The 12,668-nt window shown below is 70.5% G+C and carries 10 protein-coding genes; 7 read left to right on the forward strand and 3 right to left on the reverse strand.

The features are described from left to right. Positions 1-309: 309 nt before the first annotated feature. From R2J76_RS16460 to R2J76_RS16475, 4 genes are read left to right on the forward strand one after another with little or no spacing between them, the layout of a single operon-like run. Positions 310-930, forward strand: a complete 621-nt coding sequence (locus tag R2J76_RS16460; RefSeq protein ID WP_316412728.1) for a TetR/AcrR family transcriptional regulator — start codon at positions 310-312, stop codon at positions 928-930. Then, positions 927-2,279: a TolC family protein gene (locus tag R2J76_RS16465; protein ID WP_316412729.1), complete on the forward strand. Its 1,353-nt coding sequence runs from the start codon at positions 927-929 to the stop codon at positions 2,277-2,279. The genes R2J76_RS16460 and R2J76_RS16465 overlap by 4 nt, the downstream gene beginning before the upstream one ends. Positions 2,280-2,281: 2 nt before the next feature. After that, positions 2,282-3,277, forward strand: coding sequence for an HlyD family secretion protein (locus tag R2J76_RS16470; RefSeq protein WP_316412730.1), 996 nt, complete (start codon positions 2,282-2,284; stop codon positions 3,275-3,277). Beyond that, the gene (locus tag R2J76_RS16475) at positions 3,274-4,836 is read left to right on the forward strand and encodes a DHA2 family efflux MFS transporter permease subunit (RefSeq protein WP_316412731.1); all 1,563 of its coding nucleotides are present in this window, start codon (positions 3,274-3,276) and stop codon (positions 4,834-4,836) included. The genes R2J76_RS16470 and R2J76_RS16475 overlap by 4 nt, the downstream gene beginning before the upstream one ends. Positions 4,837-5,144: 308 nt before the next feature. On the opposite strand, the gene R2J76_RS16480 is transcribed toward R2J76_RS16475, so the two are convergent. Genes R2J76_RS16480 through R2J76_RS16490 form a run of 3 tightly spaced genes read right to left on the reverse strand, consistent with a single transcriptional unit; the run spans position 5,145 to position 9,294 of the window. Then, on the reverse strand, positions 5,145-7,034 hold the full coding sequence (locus R2J76_RS16480) for a hybrid sensor histidine kinase/response regulator (protein WP_316412732.1): 1,890 nt from the start codon (positions 7,032-7,034) through the stop codon (positions 5,145-5,147). Beyond that, complete coding sequence (locus tag R2J76_RS16485) at positions 7,031-7,459, reverse strand: response regulator (RefSeq protein WP_394366845.1); 429 nt, start codon at positions 7,457-7,459, stop codon at positions 7,031-7,033. Before R2J76_RS16485 ends, R2J76_RS16480 begins: the two co-directional genes overlap by 4 nt. 20 nt (positions 7,460-7,479) lie before the next feature. Beyond that, positions 7,480-9,294 carry a PAS domain S-box protein gene (locus tag R2J76_RS16490; protein WP_316412734.1) on the reverse strand — a complete coding sequence of 605 codons (1,815 nt, stop codon included), beginning with the start codon at positions 9,292-9,294 and terminating at the stop codon, positions 7,480-7,482. 245 nt (positions 9,295-9,539) lie between these two features. Here R2J76_RS16490 and R2J76_RS16495 point away from each other — a divergent pair, with 245 nt between their 5' ends. From R2J76_RS16495 to R2J76_RS16505, 3 genes are read left to right on the forward strand one after another with little or no spacing between them, the layout of a single operon-like run. Then, on the forward strand, positions 9,540-9,959 hold the full coding sequence (locus tag R2J76_RS16495; RefSeq protein WP_316412735.1) for a hypothetical protein: 420 nt from the start codon (positions 9,540-9,542) through the stop codon (positions 9,957-9,959). Between the two features lie 60 nt (positions 9,960-10,019). Next, entirely contained in the window at positions 10,020-11,390 is a 1,371-nt protein-coding gene (locus tag R2J76_RS16500) for a TolC family protein (protein ID WP_316412736.1), read from the forward strand. 10 nt (positions 11,391-11,400) lie between these two features. Further along, positions 11,401-12,666 carry an efflux RND transporter periplasmic adaptor subunit gene (locus R2J76_RS16505; RefSeq protein WP_316412737.1) on the forward strand — a complete coding sequence of 422 codons (1,266 nt, stop codon included), beginning with the start codon at positions 11,401-11,403 and terminating at the stop codon, positions 12,664-12,666. Positions 12,667-12,668: the final 2 nt, after the last annotated feature.

A 12,668-nucleotide genomic window follows, 5' to 3' on the forward strand; every position in this document is an offset into this window, starting at 1 on the left:
GATTGCGGGCGGTGCAGACCCTGTTCCATTCGGCCTGGACCTTCGCCAACGGGCCAGGCTTTACCTCAAATACGCCTTCCAGGCCCTTTTCGGCTCCCCCTGGTCGTTAGGCGGTTCCGTTTTCGTTGAATCAGCCTGACCCGGAGCGACGAAGGAGCGCAGGGGCAGACTGATTCAACGAAAACGATCGGGGCGCCTATCTGGAACACGTGCGCTTCCTTGGCCACCCTCCTAACCCGTCCCCCGCCCGGAAAATTCAGGCTTGAGAATTCAGAATCTATATTCTAAATTTAGATTCGAGGTTCCACCATGAATGTACGCCGCGAGAAGGAACGTCACCAGCGCCGGGAACTGCTCCTCGAAGCCGCCGGCAGGGTCTTCGGGCGCAAACCCTTCGATGAGGCCACCATGCAGGAGGTCGCCGCCGAGGCGGAGATCGGCATGCAGGGCCTCTACGAGCACTTCGCCTCCAAGCAGGAACTGTACGAGCAGGTGGTGCAGGCCCGGGCGGAGAGCTTCCACCTGCGGGCCGGCGCGGCCCTGGCCGCGCGGGGGGGGTCGCCCCTGGACCGCATCGAGGCCCTGGCCCAGGTGTACGCGGAGTCCTTCCAGGACCGGCCCTTCTCCCTGCCCACCTTCGTGCGGGACCGGGTGCAGTTCGACTGGGGCTTCGACTCCAGGTTCATCCCCAGCCTGGGCGAGATCTACCGGGAGGAGCGGGCCCGCCTCAAGGACCTGGTGCAGGAGGCCCTGGACCAGGGGCTCCTGCGGCCCCTGGATCCGGAGTTCCTCACCCAGCTGGCCATGGAGGTGATCCAGGCCTCCCTGCACTTCGCCCACAACCGGGTGCCCAGGGAGGACGCGGGGGCCACGGTGGCCCGGGCCATGGAATGCCTCCTGCGGGGCGTGGCCCGGGAGGTGCGGTCGTGATCCGCTCCGCCCTCGCCCTGCTCCTGGTCTCCGGCGCCCTCGCGGCCCAGGCCCCCCTCACCCTGGCCGGGGCCCTGCGCCAGGCCGGGGCCTCCTCCGCCCAGGCCGAACTGGCCACCCTGGCCCTGCGGGGCGCCCAGGGGGAGAGGGACGAGGTGAAGGCCTCGTGGTTCCCCGAGATCGAGCTCAAGGGGGGCCACCTGAACCTGGACCGGGACGCGGCCCTGCGCACCGAGTCCTTCACGGTGGGGCCCATCCCGGGCCTGGGCAGCCTCACGGTGCCCTCCCTGGAGCAGCCCGTGGCCCAGAAGTCCTCCTGGCGCTACCACCTCACCGCCAGCTACCTCCTCTACGACTTCGGTCGGCGCTCCAGCGCTCTGGAGGCTTTGCGGGCCAAGGAGCTGGCCGTGGACCTGGGCGGCCGGGACGCCGTCGGCCGCGCCAAGGCCGACGTGGCCTCCCGCTACGTGACCCTGCTCAACCTCCGGGCCCGGCGCAAGGTCGTGGACCAGCGCCGGCAGGCCCTCCAGGACCACCTGCGCGACGCGCGCTCCCTGTTCGAGCAGGGCGTGGTGGCCCGCAACGACCTGCTCCGCACGGAGGTGGCCCTTCGCGCCGTGGACGACGCGGGCCGGTCCCTGGACAACGCCCTGGTATCGGCCCGGGAGAGCCTCAATATCGCCATGGGCCTCGCCCCCGGCACCGCCCAGGTCCTGCCGGAGTCGCTGCCGCCGCCCCCCGCCCTGCCCTGGAACGAGGCGGCGGTGCGGGCCCTGGCGCCCCAGGCCAACGCCGGCGTGAAGGCCCTGGAAGCCAAGGTCAAGGCCGCGGAAGGCCAGGTGGACTTCCGCCGCCGGGACTTCGCCCCCAACGTCGTGGCCCAGTTGGGCCATTCCTACGAGGAGAACCGGTTCCTGGCCCACCCCCAGCAGACCACCCTCTACCTGGGCCTGAGCTGGAAGCTCTTCGACGGCGGGGCGCGCTCCGCGCGCATCAGCCGCTCCCGGGCCGAGGAGGGCTCGGCGCGCCGGGAACTCCTGGAGGCCCGCCGCCAGGCGGAGAACGCCGCCGCCGCCGCCCTGCGGGCCCATGACGAGGCCCTGGCGGAAATGGGCACGGCCCGGGCCAACGTCGACGCCGCGGTGGAGAACCTGCGCATCGTGAGCGAGCAGTACCAGCAGGCCTACGCCAAGAGCGCCGACGTGCTCGACGCCGAGACGGTGCTGGCGGAGAGCCGTTTCAGCCTTTCGGACCGGCTCTGCCGCGCCTACGCCGTCCAGGCCGGGCTCCTGGCCCTCCTGGGCGAGGATCTGGAAACCTTCTACGCGACCCGTTCGCTGGAGCATTGAACATGGAAAAGCGCACCCGAATGTGGGTCTCCCTGGCCGTGATCCTGGCGCTGGCGGCCGCCGCCGGCGCCTGGGGCTACTTCAGCTGGCGCCACAACGAGCTCTTCGTGGCCACCGACGACGCCTACGTCAAGGGCTCCGTGGTGTCCGTGGCCTCGCGGGTCCCCGGCGCCATCCTCACCCTGGACGTGAAGGAGAACGACCCCGTCAAGGCCGGCCAGGTGATCGCCACCCTGGACCCCAAGGACTTCGAGGCCGCCGAGGCCAAGGCCCAGGGCTCCCTGGCCGAAGCCCGGGCCTCCATGGCCCTCAACCGCTCCCAGATCGCCCAGGCCCAGGCCCAGGTGCGCGCCGCCGAAAGCCAGGAGGGCCTGGCCGCCCTGGAACGCCAGCGCCTGGAGATCCTCGTGGAGCGGCAGTCCATTCCCCGCCAGAAGCTGGACCAGGCCCGCACGGCCCACCAGGTCGCCACCGCCCAGCTGGAGGCGGCCCGCAAGCAGGTGGCCGCCGTGGAGGGCGGGCTGCACGTGAGCGGCAGCAAGGAGGCCCAGGCCCTGGCCGCCATCGAGCAGATCCGCCTCCAGAAGGGCTACTGCACCCTCACCGCCCCCTGCGACGGCTTCGTCACCCGCAAGCTGGCCGAGCCCGGCATGGTGGTGGCCGCGGGCCAGCCGCTCCTGGCGGTGGTGCCCCTGGGCCGCACCGATCTCTGGGTGGAGGCCAACTTCAAGGAGACCCAGCTCCGGCGCGTGCGCCCCGGCCAGAAGGTCACCCTGCGCGCCGACATCGACGACCGGGACTTCCAGGGGGTCGTGGAGAGCCTGGCGGCGGGCACCGGATCCGCCTTCAGCCTCCTGCCCGCCGAGAACGCCACGGGCAACTGGGTGAAGGTGGTGCAGCGGGTTCCCGTGCGCATCCGCCTGGTGCCCGGCGGGGACCCTGACCACAAGCTGCGCCTGGGACTGAGCGTCTCGGCCGTCATCGACACCCGCGAATGAGCGGCGCGGCCCAGGACCGGGGCGCGCCCTTCAAGTGGATCATCGCCCTGGCGCTGATGCTGGGCACGTTCATGGAGGTGCTGGACACCTCCGTGGCCAACGTGGCCCTGCCCCACATGAAGGGCACCTACGCCGCCGGCACCGACGAGATCACCTGGGTGCTCACCAGCTACCTGGTGGCCAACGCCATTGTGCTGCCCATCACGGGGTGGCTGGGCAACCGGTTCGGGCGCAAGCGCCTCTACCTCTTCTGCCTCACGGGCTTCACCCTGGCCTCCCTGGCGGCGGGGGCCGCGCCCTCCCTGGCCATGCTCATCACGGCCCGGGTGATCCAGGGCCTCACGGGCGGGGCCATGGTGCCCATGTCCCAGGCCATCACCATGGAGGCCTTCCCCCGCTCCGAGCAGGGCATCGCCACGGCGGTCTTCGGCATCGGCGTCATCTGCGGCCCCATCGTGGGGCCCCTGGTGGGCGGCTGGGTCACGGACAACTGGAGCTGGCCCTGGATCTTCTGGATCAACATCCCCGTGGGCATCCTCTCCTACGCCCTGGCGTCGGCCTTCGTGGACGAGGCCCCCGACCGCAGGCCCGAAGGGGCCATGGACTACTGGAGCCTCATCTTCATCGCCGTGGGCCTGGGGTGCCTGGAGCTCTTCCTGAACCGCGGGGAGCGCCTGGACTGGTTCGAAAGCCGGACGGTGACGCTCTACGCGGCCTGCTCGGCCCTGGGCCTCATCCTGTTCCTCTGGCGCTCCTTCACCGCGGAACGGCCCCTGGTGGACCTGCGCATGTTCAAGCTGCCTGAGTACGCCTCGGGGATGTTCCTGATCTTCGGGGCCAGCTTCGGGATGTACGCGGCCTTCGTGATGCTGCCCCTATTCGTGCAGACCTTCCTGGGGTGGACCCCCACCTGGGCGGGCATCATGCTGAGCCCCGGCGGGGTGGCCAGCGTCGTGGCCATGATGGTGGCCGGCCTGATCATGGGCCGCGTCGACGTGCGCTACACCGTGGCCGCGGGCTTCCTGGCCCAGATCTACTCCAGCTGGCTGCTCACCTCCATCAACCTGCATTCCGGCATGGGCTACCTCATCTACGCCTGGTGCTTCCGGGGCCTGGGCCTGGGCTTCGTCTTCGTGCCCATCGCCACCGTGGCCATGCGGCGCATCCCCCGGGAGGCCATGGGCGTGGCCGCGGGCTTCTTCAACCTCATGCGCAACGAGGGCGGCAGCGTGGGCATCGCCGTGGCCGCCACCCTCCTCCAGACCCGCAGCCAGTTCCACCACGCCCGCCTCGGCGAGCACCTGACCCCCTTCAGCGCCCCCCTCCAGGAGGGCGCCCAGCGCCTCCACCTGGCCCTGGGCAGCGCCTCGGGCCTGGATCCCAGCAGCGCCGGCACCCTCACCCAGGGCGTCCTGGGCCTGGAGGTGGTCCGCCAGTCCTACGTCATGGCCTTCGTGGACGTCTTCGCCTTCCTGGTGCTGGTCTACGTGGTGTGCCTGCCCTTCGTCATCCTCCTGAAGGACCCCGGCCCTGGGGAGGGCGGCGTCCACATCCACTAGGAATCGCCCGTGTCCCGCAGCAACGCATTGCTCTCGCACGGGGCATCCGATGCATCGCTACGCATTAGTGGTCCCGACCTTTTTCCCAGCGCCCCAGCGAGTCCTCTGCGCCTCTGCGTTTGGTCCTTTTCCCAAATCCGGTGTGGCGATTGTTCCAGTCGCGCCGAGGGACACCTGGAAAGGATCAAACGCTGGGGCGCTGAGATCTCGCTGGGGCGCTGGGAAAAGCAGAATGTTGATAGGTGCTGGAATTGTTCCAAGGCATCCTTCCTCGAGGCTCCAAGGGAGCTTGGGGATGCCGGCACCCCCTATACAAGAGCCTCCAGCTTCCGGTGGAGTTCTTCCAGGGAGAAGGGCTTGGACAGGCTCGCGGCGCGGGTGTCGCCCTGGAGGAGGAGGTCGGTGGAGGGGTCCATGAAGCCGGTGGCCACCAGCACCGGCAGGGAGGGGCGGAGCATGCGCATGCGCAGGTAGGCGGCTTCGCCGCCCATGCCGGGCATGTTGAGGTCCAGGATCACGGCGTCGACCTTCAGGCCCTTTTCCAGCTGGTCCAGGGCCTCCTCCCCGCTCATGGCGGCCACGGGGGTGTGGCCCAGGTGGTGGAGCAGGAGCGGGACGGTGGCCTGGATCAGCTCGTCGTCGTCCACCACCAGGATCCGCAGGACCCGGCGCCGGATTCCGGCCTCGCGCTGCGCGTGCTCCTCCAGGGCGGCCCCGGCCACGGCGGGGAGGCGGATGTGGATCTGGGTGCCCTTGCCCACCCGGCTCCGGATCTCCAGGCTGCCACCGTGGGCCTTCACGGTGCCGTGCACCATGGCCAGGCCCAGGCCGGTGCCCTTACCGGGCTCCTTGGTGGTGAAGAAGGGCTCCAGGGCCCGGTTGATCACCTCGGGGGGCATGCCGGTGCCGGAATCCTCCACGATAAGCTCCATCCAGCCCGCCTCGGCCTGCCGGGTGCGCAGCGCCAGCACGCCGCCCTCGGGCATGGCGTCCACGGCGTTCACGCACAGGTTCATCAGCGCGCTCCCGAAATTGCCCGCCTCGCCCATGAAGGGCGGCAGGGGCTCGGCCAGGTCCACCTCCAGGCGGATCTTCTGGCGGAGGGTGCGCTCCAGGAGCGCGGCCTCCTCCTTGACGATGCGGTTGAGGTCCAGGGGCTCCGCGGCCCGCAGGTCCTTGCGGGCGAAGTTCGTGAGGCCCCGCACCAGGTCCCGGCCGCGGTTGGCCGCCTTGATGATGGTGTCCAGGGCCGAGGCCATGCCCGGGTCCTCCTCGGACTTGAGCTGGAGCACCTGCCCCACGGCGAGGATGGCGGCCAGGACGTTGTTCATGTCGTGGGCCACCCCGCTGGCGAGGCTCCCGAGGCTCTCCAGCTTCTCGGTGTGCCGGATCTGGTCCTCCAGGTTGCGCCGCGCCATTTCCTCGTTCTTGCGCTGGGTGATGTTGTCGAAGACCACCACGAATTCGTCCCGGGCGGGGCTGTAGATGGAATTGGAGTACCAGATGCCCTGGGTCCCGGCGAACAGCTCCAGCCGCTCCGGCACGCCGGTGGCGGCGACCCGGGAGAAGGCCTCCACGAACTGGGGCTCGGATTCCCGGATCCCGGGGAGGACCTCGCTCAGCCTGCGGCCCACCACGTCCCGGAGGCCCGTGAGGCGCTCGAAGGCGGGGTTCACGTCCAGGTACAGCCAGTCCACGGTCCCGTCCTCCTCCCGGAGGATCCGGGCGTGGGCGTAGCCGTCGAGCATGTTCTCGAACAGGGACCGGTACCGGCTTTCGCTGGCCCTCAGGGCGAGCTCGGCCTCGTGGCGGGCGTTGCGGGAACGGGCCTCCCCGAGGCAGTTGGCCAGGCACTGGCTGAGCCGGGCGGGGCGGTCCTTCCACACGAAGTCCCAGACCCCCTGCCGGAGCAGATCCACCGCGACCTCCTCCCCGATGCTCCCCGAGACCAGGATGAAGGGGACCCCGGGCAGCTTCCTGCGGGCCAGGGCCAGGACCTGGTCGAACTCCAGCTCCGGCAGGCTGTAGTCGGAGATGATCGCGTCCCAGGACCGGTCCTGCAGGGCCGTTTCCAGGGCGCCCAGGGTGTCCACCCGGACGCAGTCCGCCTCCGTGCCGTGCTTGCTGAGGTTGCGCAGGTGGAGCGAGAAGTCCGCCTCGGAGTCCTCCACCACCAGGATCTTCAGCCGCGGCTTCAACCCCGGCTCCAGGAGCGCGGAGCCTCGTTCACGGCCACCCAGTACACCCCGAGCCGCCCCACCTTCTCGGCGAATTCGGCGAAGTCCACGGGCTTGCGCACGAAGCTGTTGGCGCCTCCCACCAGGCTCGCGAGGCGATCCTCCTCCTCGCTGGAGGAGGTGAAGATCACCACCGGCAGGGCCCGGGTGCGCTCGTCCTTGCGGATCCTGGACAGGACCTCCAGGCCCCCCAGCCGGGGCAGGCCCAGGTCCAGGAGCACCAGCGCCGGCAGGTCCGGCCCGGTCCTCCCGGCGAACTCCCCCTCCCGGAAGAGGTAGTCCAGGGCCTGCTGGCCGTCCCGGACCACCTCCACCAGGTTGCCCAGGTTCACCTTGCGCATGGAACGCAGCGTGAGGAGCTCGTCCTGGGGGTTGTCCTCCACCATGAGGATCACGGGCGCTTCGTTCACGGGGCCTCCACGGGCGCGAAAGGGGGAAGGGCGATGAGGAAGGAGGCCCCGCGGCCGGGGGCGGATTCCGCGCGCAGGCGCCCGCCGTGGCGGTTCACGATGCGCTGGGTGGTGGCGAGGCCGATGCCCAGGCCGGGGAACTCGTCCTGGCGGTGGAGGCGCTGGAACGGCTTCCAGAGCTTCTCCTCGAAGGCCATGTCGAAGCCGCAGCCGTTGTCCCGCACCCGGATCCAGGGCACGCCGTCCTCCTGGACGCGGTCCACCTCGATGAGGGGCTCGGGGGACTTGCCAGTGTACTTCCAGGCGTTGCCCAGGAGGTTGGTGAAGGCGGCCCGCAGCATCCGGGGATCCCCTTCGGCCTGGAGCCCCGGCTCCACCCTCCAGCGCACGGGGCGCCGCCCATCGGCCCTGCCGAACCCCTCCAGGAGGCTTTCCGAAAGGGCCGAGATGTCCACCGGCGCGCGCTCCATGTCCCCGCGGGTGGCCCTGGAGAGCAGGAGGATCCCGTCGATGAGCCCGCTCATGGTGTGGCTGGCCCGGATGATCTGGTCCAGGTACCCGCGCCCCTCCCCGTCCAGGGCGGGGCCGCAGTCCTCCAGGAGGGCCTGGCTGAACCCGTCCATGGCCCGCAGCGGGGCCCGGAGATCGTGGGAGACGGCGTAGGCGAAGCTCTCCAGCTCCTGGTTGGCGGCGGTGAGTTCCTGGGTGCGTTCGGCCACGCGCCGCTCCAGGGTGGCGTTCAGCACCTTCACCTCCGCCTCGGCCTGCTTGCGGGCGGAAATGTCCTCGACGATGCTCACGAAGTGGGTGGCCTCCTGGCCCGGCCAGCAGAGGGGCCGGACGGTGAGCCCCACCCACACGATGGAGCCGTCCTTGCGGAAATAGCGCTTCTCGGTGGCATAGCTGGCGATCTCGCCCCGGGCGAGGCGCCCCGTCTCGCGCAGGTCCCGGCCCAGGTCGCCGGGGTGGGTGAGGTCCTGGAAGCGCATCGCCAGCAGCTCGGCCTCGCCGTAGCCCAGGATCTCGCAGAACCGCCCGTTGACCCGCTGGAAGCGCCCCGTGGCGGCCTCCACTTCCACCACGCCCACCCCGGCCTGCTCGAACAGGGCCCGGAACCGGGCCTCGCTGTCGCGCAGGGCCAGTTCCATGGCCTTGCGGTCGGAGATGTCCTGCATGGCGCCCTGCACCTTCACCACCCTGCCGCCTTCGAGGACCGCCTGGCCCGTGGTGCGCACCCACTTCCGCACCCCCGCGGCGCTCACCAGCTCCACCTCCAGGTCATAGGGACGCCCCTCCTCCACGGCGCGGCGCACGGCCTCGACCATGGCCGGGCGGTCCCGCTCCACGAAATGGCTGAGCCCCAGCTCCACATCCGGATGGGTGGAGGGGTCCAGGTCGTGGATGCGGGCCACCTCCTCGGTCCAGGAACCCGTCCGGGTGGCCACGTCGAACTCCCACCCGCCCACGTGGGCCGTGCGGCTCGTGCGTTCCAGGAGGCCGTCCCGCTCCCGGAGCCGGGATTCCGCGGCCTCCAGCTTGGCCTTGCGCAGGCGCTCGTGGAAGAAGGAGAAGAGAAATCCCATGCCGATGAAAGCCAGGGCATTGATGTACGATCCGGGCCGCGGCTTGAGGAGGGTGTGCACCGGCTCCATGAAGAACCACCACACCAGGGCCGTGGACAGGAAGGTGGCCCACAGCCCCGACGCGAAGCCCCCCAGCCAGGAGCTGAAGAAGACCGTCGGGTAGAACAGGAACCACACGAAGGGCACGATCACCGGCCAGCACAGCCCCTGGAGGAGGCCGGTGGCCACCGGCAGGAATGCGGCAAACAGGCGGCGAGGCGCAGAGGGTGGCGGGAGGGCGCTCATGGGTGGATGGAACCAAGTATTTTCAATGGGTTGCGCTGAATGATAGTGCAATTGAAAATCGCCAGGGCAGGGTTTTTTTCGATATTTAAATGACGCATTCATGCCTATTCACCATTCATCCTGCCCCCCCAGGGAAATCCCCGGTTTGCGTACCCCGTTGATGGCCCTATCCTGGATTTCGGGTACCCATGGTCCGCCGCCTCCTCCATCTCGTCGCCCTGATCGCCCTCGTTCTCGCGGGGCCGGCCCAGGGGCTGCTGATGGCCGGGGCCCAACCCGCCGCCTGCTGCTGTTGCGGGGGTGAGGCCGGCGAACCGAGCCCCTGCGGCATGCCCAAAGCCCCCTGCGGCTCGCCCCGGACCCCCTGCGCCCCCCAATGCCCCGGCCCCGGGACCTCCCGGACCGTGCAAGCGCCCGTCGCGCTGGTGGCCCGCGTCCGGGCCGCCCAGGTGCGCGCCGCCGCCCCCCGCAAGGAACCCGCCCCCTGGCCCGCCACCCTGCTGCGCGCCCAGGGACCCGCCCCCTTCCTGGCCTCGGCCCCGGCCCACGCCCCCCCCCTTCCCCTCCGCCGGGATTCCCAGGCAACGTTGAGTCAATTCCGTATCTGAGACGCATTCGCCGGTCGTAAGCTATCCCGCGAGTTCGCAGTCCCAGCATCCGGAGTTCCCATGCGCATAGCGCCCCATCTGGCCCTAGGCCTCATCCCAGCGGCGTGCCTGGCCCAGGCGCCCGAAGATCCCCAACTCGCCTCCCTGATCCAGGAGGCCCTGGCCCGCAACCCCGACGCGGCCCGCTCCAGCGCCATGGCCCGGGCGGAAAAGGAGCGCATCCCCCAGGCGGGGGCGCTTCCGGACCCGGTCCTGTCCCTGGGGCTCCAGAATGATGGATTCAAGAAGCTCCAGATCGGCCAGATGGAGACCAGCTACTACTCGATCATGGTCACCCAGCCCCTCCTCTGGCCCGGAAAGCGGGGCCTGCGGGGCGACATCGCCCGCATGGGCTCCCAGGCCGCCATGGAATCCCTCAGCCGGGTGCGCCTCACCCTGGAGGCGGATATCCGCCGGGGCTACGTGGCCCTCCTGCTGGTGCGGAGCCAGCTGCGGCTCCTGGACCAGCAGGCCCTCTTCCTCCAGCAGGCCGAAACCACGGCCCGGGTGCGCTACGAGGTGGGCCAGGGGGCCCAGGTGGACCTCCTGCGGGCCCAGCTGGAGCGCACCCGGCTGGAGCAGTCCCGCCTGGACCTCCAGTCCGAGGAGCGCGCCACCCTGGCCGCCCTCAACCGCCTGCGGGCCCTGCCCCCCGACGCGCCCCTGGCCACGGAGCGCACCCTGGAGCAGCAGCCCGACCCCGCCCCCATCCGTGCGACGGAGGCCGACGGCGCCCGGAACCTCAGCCCCGAACTGAAGGCGGCCCGCATCGCCGTGGACCAGGCCGGCAAGTCCCTGGAACTGGCCCGCCTGGACCGGCGCCCCGACTTCGCGGTCACCGCCGGCTACATGCCCCGGGGCGGCTTCGATCCCATGTGGACCGCCAGCGTCTCCATCACCCTCCCCGTGTGGCAGAAGCGCAAGCAGGCCCAGGCCGTGGTGGAGCAGGAGCACCGGAGGCGGGCATCGGGTTCGGAGGTGGAGAGCCTGGAGGCCCTCATCGGCCAGCGCGTGCAGGAACGCGCCGCCCAGATGGACGCCGCCCTGGGCGTGCTCCGCGTCTACCGCAGCGGCCTCCTGGTGCAGAGCGAAACGAGCTTCCGCGCCACCCTCGCCCAGTACGGGGTGGGCAAGGTTCCGTTCCTTTCCGTGCTGGAGGCCCTCAACGGCTGGATCGCCGACCAGAGCGGGCTCCTCCAGGCCCAGGCCCGGGCCCAGGCCATCGCCATCGCCCAGCGGGAGCTGAACCTGGGCTCCGTCCCGCCCATCGGCTCCACCTCCCTGGGCGGCACGGCCCTGGGCGGCGGAGGGGGGGCCCCGGCCTCCGCCGGCGCCCGCAAGGGCGCCGCCGCCGGATCCGAAAGCGAATCCTCATCCATGAAATCCATGTAGAGATACCCCCATGAACCAGGCATCCTCCCTTCCCCGCACCGCCGCCCTCATGCTCCTGGCCCTCGCCGCCGGCGTGGGCGGAACCCTCCTCCTCCGGCCCCGCCCCAAGGAGCACGTCCACCAGGCGCCCGCCAAGACCATGTACCAGTGCCCCATGCACCCCCAGATCATCCAGGACCACCCGGGGGACTGCCCGATCTGCGGCATGGCCCTGGTGGCGATGGACGGATCCAACGCCTCGGACGCCAACGGCCCCGACGGCCACGCCACGGTGGCCATCGACCTGGAGCGCCAGCAGCTCATCGGCCTGACCACCACCGCGGCCGTGGAGGGCTCCGTGGGAGGCGAGATCCGCACCACCGCGCGCATCGCCCCGGACGAGACCCGCATCCGCCACATGCACGTGAAGGTGGACGGCTACGTGGAGAAGCTCTTCGTGGACTTCGTGGGCATGCCGGTGGCCAAGGGGCAGGCGCTCTTCACGTTCTACAGCCCCGATTTCGTCTCGGCCCAGCAGGAGTACCTCCTGGCCCTGCGCACCCGCAAGGCCCTCAAGGGCGGTGAACGGGAGGGCAGCGGCCAGGAGCTCCTGGATTCCGCCCGCCGGCGCATGGCCCTCTGGGACGTGGCCCCCGGGGACCTGGACGAGCTGGAGCGCACCGGCGAGGTGAAGAAGTCCCTCACCCTGCGCTCCCCCATCGCCGGGGTGGTCACCGCCAAGACGGCCGTGGAGGGCAACCGCCTCACCCCCGCCGACACCCCCTTCGAGATCACCGACCTGGGCCACCTCTGGGCCATCGCCGACATCTACGAGCCCGAACTGCCCCGCCTCAAGGTGGGCATGGGGGCGGCCCTGACCCTGGAGGCCTTCCCGGGGAAGACCTTCAACGGCCGCGTGGCCTTCATCGATCCCCTGGTGGATCCCAAGACCCGCACCACCAAGGCGCGGGTGGAGATCGCCAACCCGGGCGGCATCCTCAAGCCCGAGATGTTCGGCGAGATGGTGATCCGCAGCCAGGCCCGCAAGGGTCTTGTGGTGCCCGTGGACGCGGTGCTGGACGCCGGCACCCGCAAGATCGTCTTCGTGGCCCTGGGCGACGGCCGCTTCGAGCCCCGGGAGGTGCGGACCGGCTCCAGCCTGGGCGAGACGGTGGAGGTCCTTTCGGGCCTCAAGGCCGGGGAGAACGTGGTCAACCGCGCGAACTTCCTGGTGGATTCGGAATCCAGGCTGAAGGCCGCCCTGGCCCACATGGCGCCCGGCGCCGGAAAGAACTGAGG

Origin of the sequence: Mesoterricola silvestris, assembly GCF_030295405.1 — a bacterium.
GTDB classification, from domain to species: domain Bacteria; phylum Acidobacteriota; class Holophagae; order Holophagales; family Holophagaceae; genus Mesoterricola; species Mesoterricola silvestris.